Genomic DNA, 17,964 nt, shown 5'->3' on the forward strand with positions numbered 1-17,964 from the left:
CTTTTCTCTTTTTTCAACTTACAACATAATAAAAATTACTAAATACTAAAAATAAGCTTAATTGTCGAATAAATACCCACCCACCCGCACCCGCGCGCGTACGAGCTGACTCCCTACGGCTGGCGCAACGCACCCCCCGCCGTACGCACAACCGCCTCCGCCACCGCCCCCAAAGCCGGCGAATCCAGCTTCCACTGCTGCCAGAACAACGGCACGTCGACCCACAGCTCCCGCCCACCGACCCGCACCAACCGCCCCTCCCGCAACCGCAGTTCCGCCTGCGCCTCCGGCACCATGCCCCACCCCAGCCCGGCCGTCACCGCGTCCGCGAAGCCCTCGGACGTCGGCACGTAGTGCCGCAGCGCACTCGCGCCCGCACCCCCCAGCAGTCGTACGAACCCGTCCTGGAAGTCGTCCACCCGGTCGAACACGATCACCGGCGCCTCGGCCAGCGCATCCGGCAGCACCCCCGCAAGGCGCGCCGCCGCGAACTCCGGCGCCGCCACCGGCAGGTACCGCATCCGCCCCAGCGCCCGCACCGAACACCCCGGCACCGCGTCCGGCGACGAGGTCACCGCCGCCATCACCAGCCCCTCCCGCAGCAGCGCGGCCGTGTGGTCCTCGTCCTCCCGCCGCAGTTCGACATAGACGTGCGGCAGCCCGGTCAGCGCCCGCAGGAACCACGTCGCCAGCGAGTCCGCGTTGACCGCGACCGACACCCGGGTCGGCTCCCCGGCGCCGCTCATGCCCAGCTCGCCGCGCGCGTCCCGCTCCAGCCGTGCCAGCTGCCGGGCGAACCGGACCAGCACCTCGCCCGACTCCGTCGGCCGTACCGGCTTGGTGCGCTGGAGCAGCACCCGGCCGGTGCGCTGCTCCAGCGCCTTCACCCGCTGGCTGACCGCCGACGGGGTCACATGCAGGGCCGCGGCCGCCGCGTCGAACGTGCCCTCGTCCACCACCGCCAGCAGCGTCCGCACCTGGTCGAGCGGAAGCTCCACCGTTCCCCTCCTGTCTTCAGCTGTGCTAAGGGTACGTAAAAATCTTTAGCTGTACCTACAGTGATCGCTTCCGTAGCGTCGAGGGCATGTCCAGCTCTCTCGCCGCCGCTGCCGCGGGCTTCGGCAGCGGCCTCTCGCTCATCGTCGCCATCGGCGCCCAGAACGCCTTCGTGCTGCGCCAGGGCATCCGCCGTGACGCGGTCCTCGTGGTCGTCGGCATCTGCGCGCTCTCCGACGCCGTCCTCATCTCGCTCGGCGTCGGCGGGGTGGGCGCGATCGTCGTGGCCTGGCCGGGCGCGGTGCGGGCGGTCGGGCTGGTCGGCGGCGCCTTCCTGCTCTGCTACGGCGCACTGGCCGCCCGCCGGGTCCTGCGGCCCGGCACCTCCGGTCTGCGCACCGAGGGCGAGACGGCCGGGTCCCGGCGGCGCGCGGTGCTCACCTGCCTCGCCATGACCTGGCTGAACCCGCACGTCTACCTGGACACCGTGTTCCTGCTCGGCTCCCTCGCCGCCGACCGGGGCGACCTGCGCTGGACCTTCGGGCTCGGCGCCGCCCTGGCCAGCCTCTGCTGGTTCACCGCCCTCGGCTTCGGCGCCCGGCTGCTCGGCCGGTACCTCGCCGGGCCGGCCGCCTGGCGGGTGCTGGACGGGCTGGTGGCGCTGACCATGATCGGGCTCGGCCTGATGCTCGTGGCGGGATCCTGAGCCGCCCGGACCCTCGAAGGGCCGCATCCTGAGACAAGCGGTTCGGCAGCCACGGAAGTTGCTGCGATAGTGAACCTGCAACCGAAAAGATGTAGCGGGCATCGAGAAGAGCAGGACACCAGGAACTCCGTGGACACCAGCGAGAGCGGCACCCAGTCCGACATACAGACCCCCGACGGCACCACGGCCGCCCCGCCCCGGAGCGGCTGGCGGCGCTGGGCGATGGACACCCGCCCGCTGCGCATCCCGGCCTACCGCAGGCTGTGGACGTCGACCATCGTCACCTCGGTCGGCAGCCAGCTGACCGCCGTCGCCGTGCCCAAGCAGATCTTCGACATCACCGGGTCGTCCGCCTGGGTCGGCGCGGCGAGTCTCGCCGGGCTGCTGCCGCTGATCGTGTTCGCGCTGTGGGGCGGCGCGGTGGCCGACACCGTGGACCGCCGCAAGCTGCTGCTGATCACCAACATCGGTATCGGCGTGACCTCGCTGCTGTTCTTCGTGCAGGCGGCCACCGGGATGAAATCCGTGGCCGCGCTGATGGTGCTGCTCGCGATGCAGCAGGCGTTCTGGGGACTGAACGCGCCCGCCCGCACCGCCTCCATCGCCCGGCTGGTCCCCGAGGCGCAGCTGCCCGCCGCCAACGCGCTCGGGTCGACGGTCATGCAGACCGGGCAGGTGGTCGGCCCGCTGCTCGCCGGTGCCCTGATCCCCGTCATCGGGCTGCCCGCGCTGTACCTGATCGACGCGCTGGCGCTGTGCGTGACGGTCTGGGCGGTCTACCGGCTGCCCGCGCTTCCGCCGCTGGCGGGCGCGACGGCGCGGCGCGCCGGGGTGCGCGAGATCGTGGAGGGGTTCCGGTACATCTCCATGCACAAGGTGCTGCTGCTGTCGTTCCTCGCGGACATCATCGCGATGGTCTTCGGCATGCCCCGCGCCCTGTTCCCCCAGCTCGCCGCCCAGACCTACGCCTCCTACGGCGAAGGGCTCGCGCTCGGCCTGCTGTTCGCGGCGATCCCGGTCGGCGCGGTCCTCGGCGGGCTCTTCTCCGGCACCTTCTCGCGGGCCCGCCGGCACGGCCTGATGGTGATCGGCGCGGTGGTCGCCTGGGGCGCTGCCGTCGCCGGGTTCGGGCTGAGCCGCAACCTCTGGGTCGCCGTGGCCTTCCTGGCCGCCGCCGGCGTCGCCGACATGGTCTCGATGGTCTTCCGCGGCGCGATCCTGCTGTCCGCGGCGACCGACGAGATGCGGGGCCGGATGCAGGGCGTGTTCACCGTGGTGGTCGCGGGCGGTCCGCGGCTGGCCGACGTGCTGCACGGCACCGCGGGCTCGGTCTTCGGGCCGCGCGCGGCGGTCGCGGGCGGCGGGCTGCTGGTGGTGGCGGCGATGCTGGCCCTGGCCGTCGCCGTCCCGGCCCTGCGCCGCTACCGCGTCTGACCGGGCTGCGCGGCTACGCGGGCCGTCGCCCCACGTACGCGTCGAGGAGCTTGCCCCGGGTGACCTCCAGGCGGCTGGCGAGGATCTCGGCGACGGTCCGCACCAGCGACAGACCGAGCAACGGGTCCTCCACGCACAGCGCGAGCACGGCCGAGGCGTCGTATTCGTAGGCCCGCACCTGGCTGAAGGCCACCGCCCCGAAGTCCCAGGAGTACGGCGGGAACAGCCAGGACCACCCGAGCAGGTCGCCGGCGCCCAGCGTGGCGACGGTGACCCGTTTGCGGGAGGTCACCTCCTGATCCAGGTTGACCGCGCCCGAGCGGATCACCCAGAAGCGGTCCGCGGTGCCGCCGGCCTCGAAGATCCTGGAGTCCTCGGGGAAGGACACCTCGTGAGCCAGTTCCATGAGGCGCTCGCGCTGGGCCTGGGGCAGGGCGGTGAGCAGTTTGATGGCTTTGGTCATGGCACGGGGCTCCTCGCCGGCGAGGGTACGGGGTGCTTTCCCTACGCCCATTTCAGCCGCTGCCGCCCCGCCGGGCACCTCGAAGAAGGTGAGAATCGCCGTCGGGAAGCCGTCCGGGCGTGAAAAAGCCCTGGCTGGACGGGGGAGGCCAGCCAGGGCCGTCAGAGGTGGCGCGGGAGGACCTGGTGTCAACTCCTCGACCACTTATGGATGAACGGTAAACCATCCAGAGCTATTTCGCGTAGCCATGAACAGGGTACGTGACCCGTTTCACTTTGGGGAGCCCCTCGTCGCCCGCGAACGGGTTTGGCCGCGCCCCCACCGGTGAGCCGAAGAGAAGAGTCCCGTACGGACGGGACTGAGCAGACCAACCGGTCCACCACTCAGGGGGCGAAAGGATGTACGAGAAGTACCGGACCGAGTCAGCCATGGCAGCACCCGAGTCCCGTCGGCCGCCGCTGCGGCCGGCCGACGCCCGCAGAGCGGTACGCGGCGCGGTCGCCCGACGGGCCGTGCCGTGCGCCGCCGAAGCTCTCGACGACGCCCTGCTCGTCACCTCGGAACTGACCACCAACGCGATCGTGCACGGCGGCGGCATCACCGGCTTCGCCGTCGACGTCGAGGGGGGCGCGGTGCGGGTGTCGGTCAGCGACCGCAGCGACGAGATACCGGTGGCCGAACGGACCGTCGACGAACGGCAGCGGTGGCGGGCAGGCGGCCGGGGCTGGCCCATCGTCTGCCGGCTGGCCCGGGACGTGGAGGTCGCCGGACTGCCCTGCGGAGGCAAGCGGATCACCGCGGTCGTGCCCCTGGCCTGAACCCGCGGACGGGCCTGTGCCGGGAACGGTGTTTGCGCCCGGATCGAAGGGGCAGGCGGAGTGTCGTGCTTCGGACCGGAGGCGCGCGCCAGTGGGAGCCGTCGTACGACAGCCCCCGGGCCGGCAGAGCGGTCCGGGTGGTGCTTCCGCGGCGACCCTGACATCGCAGTTCGGGTCGAGTCCCGGAACCACGTTCCGGCGACGCCCTGAAATCCACAGTTCAGGAGCGAATCCGTATGCCCACCGACTTGTCGACCAGCCGTTCCCGCACGCCCGACCGCACCACCCGCACGACACCCCGCCGCGCCCATGACGACGCCCCCGACACGGCGGCCCTCTTCGCCCGGCTCGCGGCGCTCGACGACGGCCCCGAGCGGGACGCCCTGCGCGACCAACTGGTCGCCGCCTGGCTGCCCATGGCCCACCGCATCGCCGGCCGCTTCCGCGACCGCGGCGAGTCCGTCGAGGACCTGCGCCAGGTCGCGGCCCTCGGCCTGGTCAAGGCCGTCGACCGCTACGACCCGGTACGCGGCGCGTTCGAGAGCTACGCGGTGCCCACCGTCACCGGTGAGGTCAAGCGGCACTTCCGCGACCGGATGTGGGCGCTGCGCGTACCGCGCCGGGTGCAGGAACTGCGCAACCGGGTACGGGTGGCCCGCCGCGAACTCACCCAGAACCCGGGCTCCTCCGAGCCCACCACCGCGGCCCTCGCGGCCCACACCGGGCTGACCGAGGACGAGGTCAGCGCCGGCCTGGAGGCCCTGGAGAGCTTCAGCACCCTGTCCCTGGACGCCGAACTCGCCCTGGGCGAGGACGGCTACAGCCTCGCCGACACCCTCGGCGACTCCGACGGCTCCTACGACGTCGTCGTCGACCGGGAGGCGGCCAAGGAGGGGCTGCGCCGGCTCCCCGAGCGGGAGCGGGCCATCCTCTACATGCGGTTCTTCGAGGACATGACCCAGAGCCGGATCGCCGACAAGCTGGGCATCTCCCAGATGCACGTGTCCCGCCTCATCAGCCGCAGTTGCGCCCGGGTCCGCGCCGAGGCGCTGGGCCGTGGCACCGAGGCGGAGTGATCCGGCGTCAGGGGGCGGGCTGCCGGACGGGGACCTGCAGGGGGCGGGCCAGGCCCGTCACCGACTCGTCCAGGCGCTGGAGATGGCGCAGCACGCGGTCGGTCACCCTGCCGTAGCGCGGGGCGCGGAGCGTGCCCGGCTCCAGCATCGAGGCGATGCTGGGGCCGGTCTCGATCCCGGCGCCGGACCGGTCGTCTCCGACATGCGCGGCGATCGCCTCGATGTTGTGCACGATCCGCCGTCCCGCCCCGCGCAGCCGGGGATCCGCCGCGATGGCCGGATGGGTGGGCAGCAGCTCCGCCGTGGCCGCCAGCGACCGCGCGTGGTAGGCGCACGTCTCCAGGAGCGCCACCACATAGCGGGCGGTGTCCCGGCGGGAGCGCAGCGGGGTGATCGGATGGGTCAGCGGCTGGACGGCAGCGGCCAGATCGGCCAGCGCCTGGTCCAGGTCACGGGCCTTCTCCACCAGGTCGACCGGCGGCGCCCCGCCCAGCTGGTCGGCGGCGGCCCGGGTCACGTCGGCCAGCCGGTCCAGCGTCGCCACCAGCAGTTCGTCGGTACGGCGGTCGGTGTGCACCGGGAGCACCACCGCGGCCGCGATCACCCCGCACACCGCACCGAGCGCGGTCTCCGCCACCCGCAGCACCAGGACGTCCAGGCTGTAGGTGTTGAGGAGCGTGTACAGCAGACCGAGCATCGCCGTCACGAAGAACGACATCAGGGTGTAGGAGATCGGCGCCGAGTAGAACATCGCGAAGATGAAGAGCAGTACCAGCCCGAACGCCGTCCAGGTGTGGTGCCCGACCAGTCCCGCGAGCACGATGCCCGCCACCACGCCGAGCACCGTGCCGAGCAGGCGCCGGTAGCCCTTCACCAGGATCTCGCCGGTGGACGCGGTGTTGAGGAACACGATCCAGCAGGTCAGCACCGCCCAGTACCAGCGCTGGGCGGACAGGAACTCGCCGCCCACGATGGCCAGCGACGAGCCGACCGCCACCTGCACCGCCGCCCGCGTGGTGGGCCGGCGCAGCCCGGTCGCCTCCGGCGTCTCCCGGTCGCCCTCCTCGACGCCCTCGATCGCCGCGTCCTCGGCGTCCAGTTCCTCCCGGGACCGGGAGGTCGCCGGGGTGTCGTCGGTCTCGTCCTGCGGCCCGTCCAGGGCGATCCGCAGGCCCAGCACCGCCCGCCCGGCCTCGCCGATGCCCCGGAAGACGTCCTGGACGGCGGGCGAGGCGGCCGGCAGGTTCTCCCCCTCCCGGTAGCCGAGGAGCCGGTTGCGGAGCCGGGCCAGCGCGGTCCCCTTCCCGGGGCCGCCCGGCCGCAGCACCAGCAGCCGCAGCGCCTCCAGATCGAGCCGCAGCCGCTCCATCGCCTCGTCCCGCACCGGCTCCACGACGGCCGACGGCAGCGGGGCACCCGGCAGATGGAGGGTGAGCGTGTCCGCCCGCTCGGTGCTGCGAGCGGTGAGCAGCAGCAACCCGAGCCGCTCGGCGGCGATCTCCGCGTCCGCGATCCGGCGCTGCACCAGCCTCGCCACCGCCTCGTCGGAGGTGCCGTCCGCTAGCCGCCCCTGGATCAGCAGCGCGGTCTCGTGCAGCCGGGCCGTCCTGACCCGGACCTCCTCCACCGCCTTGTCCAGCTCGTCCGGTCCGGCGTCGAGCAACTCGGCCTGTGCGGCCACCAGTTGGGCCAGCCGGGCCCGGAAGGCCCGCCGCAGCCGGTCCAGGATGCCCGCGGCGGTCTCCCGTACCAGCACGAAACGCGCCACGGCCGCACAGCCGAACGCCACCGTGATCGTGAGATAGAGCCCCGGCAGCGCGGACACGGTCGCGTGCACGAACAGCGACGCGAAGTAGATCTGGAAGCCGATCAGCCCCAGCGCCGTGCCCCGGTCGCCGAAACGGCGGCTGTAGACCGCGCAGAAGATGAGCGCCACGAAGAACAGGTCGCCCATCACCACCCGCGCGTTGAGCAGCGCGCCCAGCGACATCGAGGCCAGCGCCACCGGCAGGCCGAGGGCGAGCGTGACGGCCTGCTCCGGCCGCCCCTTCTCCCGGATCGCGAAGGTGGCCACCATCGCCGTGATGGCCCCGGCCACCAGGTGGGACACGTCGGAGTGCAGTGCCGCCAGCACGGCGAGCGTCAGCGCGATCGACGTGACCGTGCGCAGACCCGCGGTGAACCGGAGCAGCCCGGGGTCGGCCGCCGCGAGCCGCCCCCGGAGCTCCGCCCACGCCGACCGCCCCGCCGCTCTCACTGAGCCGCGCTCTGCGTCACGCCGGCGAGGCGCCGGGGTTCTCGGGGCCCTCGGCGCGCGCCCGGACCTGCTCCGGCGTCAGATACGTGTCCGTGTACTCGAAGTCCTTGAGCCGGGCCGGCTTGCGGGACTGGAAGCCCGTACGCACGAAGTCGTCGCCGGCCAGCGCGTTCAGCAGCCAGTTGGTCGCGACCCGGGTCTTGGCCACGTTGGTGCGCAGCGCCGACCAGTGGTAGCCGCGGGCCACCGCCTGGGCGGGCAGACCGCGCAGCTCGATGCCGAGCGGCTTGGAGACCGCGTCCTTGCCGCCGAGGTCCACCACAAGCCCCAGGTCCTTGTGCACGTACGGGTGGAGCGCCTGGCCCCGCAGGGCCGCGATGACGTTGTCGGCGACCACCTTGCCCTGCCGCATGGCGTGCTGCGCGGTCGGCGGGCAGACCGCGCCCGCCTCGCCCTTCGCCTTGTCCGGTACGGCAGCCGCGTCGCCGAGCGCGAACACCCCGTCATGGCCGGGCAGGGTCATCTCGGCGGTGACCGCGAGCCGTCCCCGGACCGTCTCCGCGCCCATGGTGGCGATCAGCGGGCTGGCGACCACCCCGGCCGTCCAGATCAGCGTGTGGGTGGGCACCACCCGGCCGTCGGTGAAGGTGACCTCCTCGGGGCCCGCCTTCTCGATCGACACCCCCAGGGAGACGTCGACACCGCGGCGGCGCAGCACCTCCTGGGCGCTGCGGCCGAGCTTGTCGCCGAGCTCCGGCATCAGCTTCGGGGCGATGTCGATCAGGTGCCACTTGATCAGCTTCGGGTCCAGGTTCGGGTAGCGGTGCAGCGCCGCGTGCGTGAGCTTCTGCAGACAGGCCGCGGTCTCGGTGCCCGCGTAGCCGCCGCCGACCACCACGAACTGCAGCCGTGCGGCGCGTTCGGCCGGGTCGTCGCTGGCGTCGGCCAGATCGAGCTGGGAGATGACGTGGTCCCGGATGTAGGCGGCCTCGGCGAGGGTCTTCATCCCGAACGCGTGCTCGGTCAGGCCGGGGATGTCGAAGGTGCGGGTGACACTGCCCGGGGCCAGCACGATGTAGTCGTACCGCTCGTTGACGAGCTGGTCGGTTATCGTGCGGACGACGCACACCTTGGACTTCAGGTCCACCCCGATCGCGCCGCCCGGGATGATCCGGGTGCGGTACCTCTTGCTGCGGCGCAGCGAGACGGCGATCGACTGGGGCGTCAGCACGCCCGAGGCGACCTGCGGCAGCAGGGGCAGATAGAGCTGGTAGGAGGTCGGCGACACCAGGGTGACGTCGGCTTCGTCGGGGGAGAGTTTCCGCTCCAGGCGGCGCACGCACCCCACTCCGGCGAAGCCTGCGCCCACCACCAGGATCCTGGGTCGTGTCACGGTGTATCCCTTTCCGCTGCTCCGGGCCGTCCGGCTCGACGCCGTCCGCGTGCCCCGGAACGCTTGCTTCGCACCACATCGATCCCACCGTGCCCGACGCCGTTCCGCCAGCCGGGCGGAGCAGGCAGCCGAACGCGTGGGCTCCAGCATGCCCCTGGATCGCCGGGAGAAACCGGCGGTCGCACAGATGTGTGCCGGACTTCCGTCCGGTCAAAGGCCGTCACTCGGCGATCACATACGCCATAGAGTGCCCGCCATGGCGCAGACCCAGCCCGGAACGGGCTTCCAGAAGCGGCACGTCGACCCCGACCGCGTGACCCCGCTGGTGGCCGCCCTGGACTCCCAGGACGCCAACCCCGGCGTGCGGCGGCTGCGCGCCTGGGCCGAGGAGGCACTGGCGGTGCGGCCCGGCGAGCGGCTCCTCGACGTCGGCTCCGGCACCGGCTCGCAGACCCGGGCCCTGGCCGCCGCGCTCGGCCCGGACGGTGTCGCCATCGGCGTCGAGGTCAACCCGAGTCTGCGCGCGGTCGCCGAGGAGCGGTCCGCCGACAGCAGGGCCCGCTTCCTGCAGGGCGAGGCGGAGGCGCTGCCGGTGCCGGACGGCTCGATGGACGTCGTGTGGTGCGAGCGGGTCCTCCAGCACCTGCACGAGCCCGACCGGGCGATCGCCGAGATGGCCCGGGTGCTGCGCCCCGGCGGCCGGGTGGCGCTGCTGGACACCGACTGGGGGACCACCCTCCTGCACCCCGGCGACCCGGCGGTGGTGCGCGCGCTGACCGCGGCCGCCCTCAACGGCGCCAACCCCTACTCCGGGCGCCGCCTGGTCGGCCAGCTGAGCGCTGCCGGGTTCGTGGTGGACGACCGCGGCTCGCAGGCCCTGCTCCAGGACCACGGCTCGGTGGCCTGGCCGCTGATCCGCATGCTCGGCGAGGCCGCCGTGCGCGCCGGCGCCGTCACCGAGGAACAGCGGGACACCCTGTACGCCGATCTCGCGGAGGCGGCCGAGCGGGGCGCGGTGCACATGTCGGTGACGATGTTCGGTGTGGTCGCGCACCGGCCCGGGTGACCGCACCCGGTCCCCACCGGACCGTCCTCACCAGGGCAGGAAGGCGTGAATGTCCTTGCCGTCCGCGGTGACGACCACGCTGACCTGGTCGCACAGCGTGTGCAGCAGGTGCCACCCGACGCCGCCCCCGCCCCCGTCCGGGTGGAAGGGCCGCGGCTCGGGCCGGACCCGGCTGGAGTCGTGCACCGTGACGTGGACGCCGTCGTACGTGCGGCGCATCCGCAGCTCGAAGGGGCCCGGCGCGTACTGGACGACGTTGGCGGCCAGCTCCGTCACCACCAGCAGGATGTCGTTCCAGCAGTCGGGACCGGTGGGCGGCGAGATGCGGGCGAGACCGGCGAGGTAGCCGTCGGCGGCGAGCCGGGCACCGGTCACGTCGCGGAGCCGACCCGGGAAAGGGACCGTGCATCCGTCGGTCTCCTGAGCGGATCCTCTGTCGTCCCGCCGTGGTCCGGTCCCCATCTCGTCTCTCTCAGTCCCGGAAAGGTGCCCTCGTCGCGCTGGTCCCTCCTCCTTCGCGGCGAGTTCCCACCCTGGCCCCGGATACGCGTGATCCGCTCAACGGAACACGTTGTCGGAGTCGTCCCAGTCGGCCGGTTCGGGCTGGCCCGGCCGGCGTACCGCCTGCGAGCGGGCCTGGTACATGGCGTCGATCTCGGCCGCGTAGTGGCGCGCTATGGCGTCCCGGCGCAGTTTCATCGACGGCGTCAGCATGCCGTTGCCCGGGGCGAACGGCTCCTGGAGCACGCGGTAGACCCGGATCGACTCGGAGCGGGACACCACGCTGTTGGCGGACGCGATGGCGCGGGCGATCTCCTCGCGCAGCGCGTTCTCCTCGCGCGCCTCGCGCCCGGGCGAGTCGCCCGGCACCGCCAGCGCCCCCCGCCAGTGCGCGAGGAAGTCAGGGTCCAGGGTGATCAGCGCGCCCACACAGGGCCGGTCGTCGCCGACGACCACCGCCTGGTGCACCAGCGGGTGCATCCGCAGCCGCTGCTCCAGCGGGGCGGGTGCCACACTCTTGCCGCTGCTCGTGATGATGATGTCCTTCTTGCGGCCCGTGATGGTCAGATAGCCCTCGGAGTCCAGCCGCCCGATGTCCCCGGTGGCCAGCCAGCCGCCGCGCAGCGCGGCCCGGGTCGCGTAGTCGTCGCCGACGTACCCCTGGAACACCGACGGACCGCGCACCAGGATCTCGCCGTCGTCGGCCACCTGGATCTGGGTGCCCGGCAGGGCCTGGCCCACCGTGCCCGACTTCTCGCGGCCCAGCGGCTGCATGGTGATCCCGCCGCTGGACTCGGTGAGGCCGTAGCCGTCATGGACGTACATGCCGATGCCCTCGTAGAACAGGGTGAGTTCACGGCTGAGCGAGGAGCCGCCGGACGTGGCCCGCAGCACCCGCCCGCCGAGTGCCCCCCGCAGCTTGCGGTACACCGTCCGCTCGTACAGGGCGTGCTGCAGCCGCAGGTCGAAGCCCGGGCCCGCCCCGGTGCCCAGCCGCTGCCGCTCCGTGGCCGCGGCGAAGTCCCGCGCGGTCTCCGCGGCCCGCTCGAACAGGGCACCCCGGCCGTGCTGCTGGGAGGTGCGCAGGAACGTCTTGTACACCTTCTCCAGCACCGACGGGACCGCGTACAGATAGGTCGGCCGGAACGTGCCCAGCGCCGCGGCCAGCGCGGCCTCGGTCATCTCCGGCTCGTGGCCCATCAGGATCCCGCCGCGCAGACAGATCACCATGGTCATCAGGCCGTACACGTGCGAGAACGGCAGGAAGGCCAGGACGGAGGCCTGTTCGCCGGGGCGCGCCGCGGTGTGCCCCCAGCCCGCCAGCAGGGTGTCGCACGGGTAGGCGAGCCCGCGGTGGCTCAGCGCGCAGCCCAGCGGACGGCCCGAGGTGCCCGAGGTGTAGGTGATGGCCGCCGTCGAGTCGGGCATCACGATCCGGCGCAGCGACTCCACCGTGGTCAGCGGGACGAAGGTGCCCTTCTGCACCAGCTCGGGCAGCGCCCCCGCGTCCAGCTGCCACACGTGCTTGAGCCCGGGCAGCCCCTCGCACACGGTACCGACGGTCATGACCGCCCGGTCGTCCTCGACCACCACCGCCACACAGCGGGCGTCCCGCAGGATCCACTCGACCTGGTCCCGCGCGGACGTCGGGTGGATCGGCACCACCTCGGCCCCCACCGACCACAGTGCGAGGCCGAACACCGTCCACTCGTAGCGCGTCCGCGCCATCACGGCCACCCGCTGCCCCGGCGAGATCCCCGACGCGATCAGCCCCTTGGCCAGGTCGACCACCTCGTCCCGCAGTTCGACCGCGGTGACCTCCTCCCAGCCCGCGGGGGCGCCCTCGGGCCGGCGCGCCAGCACCGGCAGTGTGGGGTTCCGGTCCGCCGTCTCGAAGATGCTGTCGGCGAGCCCGCCGGTCAGGGTCGAAGCGGTCGTCGGAGCGAGGGCGTAGTCGCGCATGCGCTGCTCCTGGATGTACGGAGGGTGACCCTCCCGATCGGTACTGTTGTCGACGCGGGTCGAATCTAGCCCAGGGGAGTGCGGCTCGTGTCGGGAACGGTCAACTCGTTTCCACCTGATGACAAAGCTCAGCCCGGGAGTTCAGCCCTGGGTGCGGCGTACACACTCCACGACGACGTCCCGCAGGCTCCCGGTGCGCGCCAGGAACGACCGCTGCTCGCGGGCGCCGGTACCCCTGTGCAGCAACTGTGCGACGGCCTCCTCGACGCCGACCGTGTCACCGCTGTCGGCGAGCGCCTCCGCGGTGTGCGCGAGCAGCGCGCGCACCACCTCGACGGCGGGCCGCGGCCGCATGGTCACCGGGTCGAGGAGGTCCTGTTCCAGACCGACGCGGGCGGCCTGCCAGGAGGCCAGCCGGAGCATGCTCACGCTGGGGTCGAGCGGCGGCCGTCCGGCCCGCCAGTCCCGCGCGGCCGTCTCCACCAGGGCGCGGATCAGCGTGGCGACGAGGACGGTGGTGTCCGCACGCAGGCACACGTCGGCCACCCGGATCTCCACCGTCGGGTAGCGCGTGGACAGGCGGGCGTCGAAGTACACCATCCCCGTGTCGAGGATGACCTCGCTGGCCACCATGTCCGCGACCCGCCGCCGGTACCGCTCGGGCGAGCCGAACAGCTCGGTCGGCCCCGCCGACGGTCCGCGCGCCCACAGCCGGCTGCGGAAGCTGGCGTAACCGGAGTCCCGGCCCTGCCAGAACGGCGAGTTGACGCTGAGCGCGCGCAGTACCGGAAGCCAGGGCCGGATCCGGTCGAGGACGGCGACGCCCTCCTCGTCGGACTCCACCGACACGTGCACATGGCAGCCGCAGACGAACCAGTCCACCATGGCGGCGCCGTACCGCCCGGCCATCCAGCGGTAGCGCTCGTGCCGGGTGAGCGCCGGGTCGACCGGCAGGGGGTAGGTGGCGAGCGCCGCGACCGCGCAGCCGATCTCGCCGGCCAGCCGTCCCGCCTCCTTGCGGCAGCCGACGATCTCGGCGCCGAGCTCCGCCATGTCCCGCTGCGGACTGGTCGCGAGCTCCAGCATCTGCCCGAACAGTTCGGTCTGGAACACGGCCTGTCCGGGAGCGTCCAGTGCGGCCCGGTCGACGACGGCGGCCGACCAGGGCGCCGGCTCCCCGCTGTCCGGGTGGACCAGCAGAAGTTCTTCCTCCACTCCGACGGTACGCAGCACGGGGAACCGCCCTCCGGCCGGGCCGCGACCGGGCGCGGCGGGGTCTTTCATCCCGGACTGCCCGGACCCGGCCACGGAAACACGTGACGGCGCCCTCGGCGGGCTAAGGGGCGACGGGCTCAAGCCATACCGTGGCGAGCGGGGGCAGCGTGAGCCGCAGAGCGCCGTCGTCGGCGAGCAGCGGCCCCCGGCTGACGACGTCCCCGCCGCCGTACCGGGCGCTGTCGGTGTTGAGGATCTCCTGCCAGACGGGCGTCCCCTTGGGCACGCCCAGCCGGTAGCCGGGCCGGACCACGGGGGAGAGGTTGGAGACCGCCAGCAGGGGCCGGGCCTCGGCATCGAACCTCAGGAAGGCGAAGACGTTGTCCTCGGCCGCGTCCCCCAGGACCCACTGGAAGCCCGCCGGGTCGGTGTCCCGCTGCCACAGCGCGGGGTGCGCGCGGTACCCGGAGTTGAGATCGCGGACCAGATCCCGGACACCCCGGTGATCGGCCTCGGCCCCGTACCCGGGGTCGAGCAGCCACCAGTCGGGGCCGTCGGCGTGGGACCACTCGCCGCCCTGGGCGAACTCCTGCCCCATGAAGAGCAGTTGCTTGCCCGGATGGGCCCACATGAAGGCCAGATACGCGCGGTGGTTGGCACGCTGCTGCCACCAGTCGCCGGGCATCTTCGAGACGAGCGAGCGCTTGCCGTGGACGACCTCGTCGTGGGAGATGGGCAGGATGTAGTTCTCGCTGTACGCGTACACCATCGAGAAGGTCATCTCGTGGTGGTGGTACTTGCGGTGCACCGGCTCGTGCCGGATGTACTCCAGCGAGTCGTGCATCCAGCCCATGTTCCACTTCAGTCCGAAGCCCAGCCCGCCGCTGTCGGTCGGCCGGGTCACGCCGTCCCACGCGGTGGACTCCTCGGCGATGGTCACCACCCCGGGCGCCCGCCGGTACACGGTCGCGTTCATCTCCTGCAGGAACGCCACCGCGTCCAGGTCCTCGCGCCCGCCGAACACGTTCGGCGTCCACTGCCCGGAGTCCCGCGAGTAGTCGAGGTAGAGCATCGAGGCGACCGCGTCCACCCGCAGCCCGTCGACGTGGAACTCCTCGCACCAGTACACGGCGTTGGCGACCAGGAAGTTGCGCACCTCCACCCGGCCGAGGTCGAACTCGTAGGTCCCCCAGTCCGGGTGCTCGGCCCGCCGCTCGTCCCCGGGCTCGTACAGCGGATCTCCGTCGAAGCGGGCCAGCGCCCAGTCGTCCTTGGGGAAGTGCGCCGGCACCCAGTCCATGATCACGCCGATGCCGGCCCGGTGCAGGGCGTCGACCAGGTGCTTGAAGTCGTCGGGGGTGCCGAGCCGGGAGGTCGGCGCGTAGAAGCCGGTGACCTGGTATCCCCAGGAGCCGCCGAAGGGGTGCTCGGCGACCGGCATGAACTCGACGTGCGTGAAGCCCAGGTCGTTGACGTACGCGGGCAGTTCCTCGGCCAGCTGACGGTAGTCCAGGCCCGGCCGCCAGGACGGCAGATGCACCTCGTAGACCGAGAACGGCGCCTCGTGCACCGGGACGTCGCCCCGGTGCGCCATCCAGTCCCCGTCACCCCACTCGTGCCGGGACACCGTCACGATCGACGCGGTCGCGGGCGGCACCTCCGTCCGCCGGGCCATCGGGTCCGCCTTGAGGAACCGGCCGCCGTACCGGGACGTGATCTCGAACTTGTAGCGGGCGCCCTCGCCCACCCCCGGCAGGAACAGCTCCCACACCCCGGCCGCGCCCAGCGAACGCATCGGGAACTGCGTGCCGTCCCAGCACGTGAAGTCCCCGGCCACCCGCACACCCTGGGCGTTGGGCGCCCACACCGTGAACCGGGTGCCGGCCACCCCGTCATGGGTCATCGGTTCGGCGCCGAGCGCCTTCCACAGCTGCTCGTGCCGCCCCTCCCGGATCAGGTGCAGGTCGAACTCACCGAGCGCGGGCGGGAAGCGGTACGGGTCGTGGACCTCGTGCTCCCCGTCCTCGCCGTCCTCGTACTCGACGAGCAGGGTGTACGACGGGATCTCGGCGTACGGCAGCACGGCCGCGAAGAGCCCGTCGTCCTCCGGCGCCAGGGGGCTGCGCACCCCGTCGACGAGCACGCTCACCGAGCGGGCGTGCGGGCGCAGCGCGCGGAAGAGGGTGCCGCCCTCCACCGGGCGGGCGCCGAGCAGGGCGTGCGGATCGTGGTGGGTGCCCGCGAGCAGCCGCCCGCGGTCGGCGGCGTCCAGGGTCGGGGCCGTGGAACGGGAGGGGCCGGAGGGCTCCGGGAGCGAGGAGTCGCGCAGTGCCATGACGTCAGCCTCTCCAGCGGGCGAGCCGCTCGATCGCGGCCATCGGAACCGGAAGCCAGGCCGGCCGGTGCCGGGCTTCGTACACCACCTCGTACACCGCGCGGTCCGTCTCGTGGGCGCGCAGCAGTGCGTGCTTCTTGCGCGGGTCCCAGCCGGCCCGGGCAGCGTAACCCGCGCAGTAGGCCTCCCGGCAGCGGCGGGCCCACTCCGGGCGCCAGGGGCGGCGCTGCCGGGCCGCGTAGTCGAAGGAGCGCAGCATCCCGGCGACGTCCCGCACCGGCGACTGGGTGCTGCGCCGCTCGGCGAGCGGCCGGGACGGCTCGCCCTCGAAGTCGATGACGAACCACTCGTGCTCCGCCCGCAGCACCTGCCCGAGATGGAGATCGCCGTGGATCCGCTGGGCTAGCGGCCCCGCGTCACAGGTGGCGAGGGCGTCGAAGGCGCCGCGCAGCCCGGGGACGAACGGCCGCAGTACCGGCACCGCGTCCGCGGCCGCGGCCAGCCGCGCCGACATCGCCTCGGCCGTGCGGCTGTGTTCGTCGTGGACGGCGGACGGGAAGGCGGCGGCGAGCGCGAGATGCACGTCCGCGGTGGCCCGCCCCAGCTCGTGCGCCTCGGTGGTGAAGTCGCCCCCGGCCGCGAGCGCGCGCAGGGCCAGGGTCCAGCCGTCGGCCGCGTCCGGCAGGAAGGGCTGCAGCACCCCGAGGGTCGCCGGGCTCGGCTCGGTGGTGCGGAACCAGGCCACCGGCGCGGGCACCCGCGCGCAGCCCTGCGCGGCCAGGGCGCCGGGGACCTCCAGGTCCGGATTGACGCCGGGCTGTATCCGCCGGAACACCTTCAGGATGTAGGAGTCGCCGTACACCAGGGAGGAGTTGGACTGCTCGGCGTCCAGCAGCCGCGGCGCGAGTCCGCCGGGTATCCGGGCCTCCGGGGCGGTCTCGAAGCGCAGCGGGCCGGCCGTGCCGGGTATGCGCAGCCGCTCCAGGAGCAGTTCGGCGGCGCGCGGGTCGTGCAGGGCGTCGTAGACCGCGAGTCCGGCCAGCGGGCCCTCCTCGGCCCGGCCTATGTAGGCCCGCTCCAGCCTGGGCGCGCGGTGTTCGCGGACGCCGAGCAGGAGCTGGTAGCAGTCGCCGGACGGGGCGGTACCGCCATGCGGGGAGTGGTCGGCGTGGACCAGCAGGTGCAGGCAGCCGGGGAAGAGTTCGGTCACGGACAGCACGGTCAGCTCGGTGACGGGCCGGTCCTTGCCCGCGAACCAGCGCTGCCGCGGCAGCCAGTCGCGGAGCAGCCCGCCCAGCGAGCCCAGCGAGCCCAGCGGCCGGTCGAGGCCGGCCGTCGTGCCCCGGGGCAGGTCGACTGTCTTCGTCATGGTGACGCGTCCTTTCCTCGGCTCCGCACGTTCAGCGCCGGCGGCCGATGCGGGAGGCGACTCGGGAGAGCCGGAACCAGTAGAAGCCGTGCCCCGCGAGGGTGAGCAGATACGGCAGTTCACCGATGGCGGGGAACCGCACCCCGCCGATCAGCTCGACCGGATGCCGGCCGTCGTAGGCCCGCAGATCGAGCTCGGTGGGCTGTGCGAACCGCGAGAAGTTGTGCACGCAGAGCACGAGATCGTCCTCGTACTCGCGCAGGAACGCGAGAACCGCGGGGTTCGACGACTGCAGTTCGGTGTAGGACCCCAGTCCGAAGGCAGGATTCTGCTTGCGGATCTCGATCATGCGCCGGGTCCAGTGCAGCAGGGA

15 protein-coding genes are annotated in these 17,964 nt (G+C 72.7%); 5 read left to right on the forward strand and 10 right to left on the reverse strand.

The window, feature by feature from the left end; genetic code table 11:
• Nucleotides 1-113 precede the first annotated feature (113 nt).
• Nucleotides 114-998 (reverse strand): LysR family transcriptional regulator ArgP, encoded by an 885-nt coding sequence (locus ABT137_RS50075; RefSeq protein WP_351720541.1) that lies wholly within the window; start codon nt 996-998, stop codon nt 114-116.
• Nucleotides 999-1,084: 86 nt separating this feature from the next.
• On the opposite strand from ABT137_RS50075, the gene ABT137_RS50080 reads away from it, so the two are divergent.
• Nucleotides 1,085-1,702 carry a LysE/ArgO family amino acid transporter gene (locus ABT137_RS50080; RefSeq protein WP_351720543.1) on the forward strand — a complete coding sequence of 206 codons (618 nt, stop codon included), beginning with the start codon at nt 1,085-1,087 and terminating at the stop codon, nt 1,700-1,702.
• Nucleotides 1,703-1,831: 129 nt separating this feature from the next.
• The gene (locus ABT137_RS50085; RefSeq protein ID WP_351720545.1) at nt 1,832-3,136 is read left to right on the forward strand and encodes an MFS transporter; all 1,305 of its coding nucleotides are present in this window, start codon (nt 1,832-1,834) and stop codon (nt 3,134-3,136) included.
• 13 nt (nt 3,137-3,149) lie between these two features.
• Here ABT137_RS50085 and ABT137_RS50090 read toward each other — a convergent pair whose 3' ends face one another.
• Complete coding sequence (locus ABT137_RS50090; protein WP_351720548.1) at nt 3,150-3,599, reverse strand: cyclic nucleotide-binding domain-containing protein; 450 nt, start codon at nt 3,597-3,599, stop codon at nt 3,150-3,152.
• Nucleotides 3,600-3,997: 398 nt separating this feature from the next.
• On the opposite strand from ABT137_RS50090, the gene ABT137_RS50095 reads away from it, so the two are divergent.
• A complete protein-coding gene (locus ABT137_RS50095; RefSeq protein ID WP_351720550.1) occupies nt 3,998-4,417 on the forward strand; it encodes an ATP-binding protein in 420 nt (139 codons plus the stop codon).
• Between the two features lie 236 nt (nt 4,418-4,653).
• On the forward strand, nt 4,654-5,493 hold the full coding sequence (locus ABT137_RS50100) for a SigB/SigF/SigG family RNA polymerase sigma factor (protein ID WP_351720552.1): 840 nt from the start codon (nt 4,654-4,656) through the stop codon (nt 5,491-5,493).
• A 7-nt stretch (nt 5,494-5,500) separates the two neighbouring features.
• On the opposite strand, the gene ABT137_RS50105 is transcribed toward ABT137_RS50100, so the two are convergent.
• Together ABT137_RS50105 and ABT137_RS50110 are read right to left on the reverse strand one after the other, a co-directional pair.
• Nucleotides 5,501-7,750 (reverse strand): FUSC family protein, encoded by a 2,250-nt coding sequence (locus ABT137_RS50105; RefSeq protein WP_351720554.1) that lies wholly within the window; start codon nt 7,748-7,750, stop codon nt 5,501-5,503.
• Between the two features lie 16 nt (nt 7,751-7,766).
• A complete protein-coding gene (locus ABT137_RS50110) occupies nt 7,767-9,143 on the reverse strand; it encodes an NAD(P)/FAD-dependent oxidoreductase (protein WP_351720556.1) in 1,377 nt (458 codons plus the stop codon).
• 256 nt (nt 9,144-9,399) lie between these two features.
• Here ABT137_RS50110 and ABT137_RS50115 point away from each other — a divergent pair, with 256 nt between their 5' ends.
• Nucleotides 9,400-10,209 carry a methyltransferase domain-containing protein gene (locus ABT137_RS50115; protein ID WP_351720558.1) on the forward strand — a complete coding sequence of 270 codons (810 nt, stop codon included), beginning with the start codon at nt 9,400-9,402 and terminating at the stop codon, nt 10,207-10,209.
• A gap of 27 nt (nt 10,210-10,236) precedes the next feature.
• Here ABT137_RS50115 and ABT137_RS50120 read toward each other — a convergent pair whose 3' ends face one another.
• The 6 genes from ABT137_RS50120 to ABT137_RS50145 form a co-directional block, all read right to left on the reverse strand.
• Complete coding sequence (locus ABT137_RS50120; RefSeq protein ID WP_351720561.1) at nt 10,237-10,671, reverse strand: ATP-binding protein; 435 nt, start codon at nt 10,669-10,671, stop codon at nt 10,237-10,239.
• 96 nt (nt 10,672-10,767) lie between these two features.
• Nucleotides 10,768-12,672, reverse strand: coding sequence for an AMP-dependent synthetase/ligase (locus tag ABT137_RS50125; RefSeq protein WP_351720564.1), 1,905 nt, complete (start codon nt 12,670-12,672; stop codon nt 10,768-10,770).
• Nucleotides 12,673-12,813: 141 nt separating this feature from the next.
• Entirely contained in the window at nt 12,814-13,902 is a 1,089-nt protein-coding gene (locus ABT137_RS50130) for a glutamate--cysteine ligase 2 (protein ID WP_351720575.1), read from the reverse strand.
• A gap of 106 nt (nt 13,903-14,008) precedes the next feature.
• Entirely contained in the window at nt 14,009-16,222 is a 2,214-nt protein-coding gene (gene glgB / locus ABT137_RS50135; protein ID WP_351720567.1) for a 1,4-alpha-glucan branching enzyme, read from the reverse strand.
• Nucleotides 16,223-16,226: 4 nt separating this feature from the next.
• Nucleotides 16,227-17,591 (reverse strand): maltokinase N-terminal cap-like domain-containing protein, encoded by a 1,365-nt coding sequence (locus ABT137_RS50140; protein WP_351720569.1) that lies wholly within the window; start codon nt 17,589-17,591, stop codon nt 16,227-16,229.
• A 31-nt stretch (nt 17,592-17,622) separates the two neighbouring features.
• The coding region (locus ABT137_RS50145; protein WP_351720572.1) for an alpha-glucosidase C-terminal domain-containing protein at nt 17,623-17,964 on the reverse strand (342 nt) is incomplete at its 5' end.

It is taken from the genome of Streptomyces sp. NPDC001980, from assembly GCF_040296885.1.
Lineage (GTDB): Bacteria > Actinomycetota > Actinomycetes > Streptomycetales > Streptomycetaceae > Streptomyces.

What these genes read in the sequence shown, in the direction of transcription:
- ABT137_RS50090 (WP_351720548.1), bottom strand. Translation starts at nt 3,599, where the DNA reads ATGACCAAAGCCATCAAACTGCTCACCGCCCTGCCCCAGGCCCAGCGC.
- ABT137_RS50100 (WP_351720552.1), top strand. Translation starts at nt 4,654, where the DNA reads ATGCCCACCGACTTGTCGACCAGCCGTTCCCGCACGCCCGACCGCACC.
- ABT137_RS50120 (WP_351720561.1), bottom strand. Translation starts at nt 10,671, where the DNA reads ATGGGGACCGGACCACGGCGGGACGACAGAGGATCCGCTCAGGAGACC.
- ABT137_RS50125 (WP_351720564.1), bottom strand. Translation starts at nt 12,672, where the DNA reads ATGCGCGACTACGCCCTCGCTCCGACGACCGCTTCGACCCTGACCGGC.
- glgB (WP_351720567.1), bottom strand. Translation starts at nt 16,222, where the DNA reads ATGGCACTGCGCGACTCCTCGCTCCCGGAGCCCTCCGGCCCCTCCCGT.
- ABT137_RS50095 (WP_351720550.1), top strand. Translation starts at nt 3,998, where the DNA reads ATGTACGAGAAGTACCGGACCGAGTCAGCCATGGCAGCACCCGAGTCC.
- ABT137_RS50080 (WP_351720543.1), top strand. Translation starts at nt 1,085, where the DNA reads ATGTCCAGCTCTCTCGCCGCCGCTGCCGCGGGCTTCGGCAGCGGCCTC.
- ABT137_RS50115 (WP_351720558.1), top strand. Translation starts at nt 9,400, where the DNA reads ATGGCGCAGACCCAGCCCGGAACGGGCTTCCAGAAGCGGCACGTCGAC.
- ABT137_RS50140 (WP_351720569.1), bottom strand. Translation starts at nt 17,591, where the DNA reads ATGACGAAGACAGTCGACCTGCCCCGGGGCACGACGGCCGGCCTCGAC.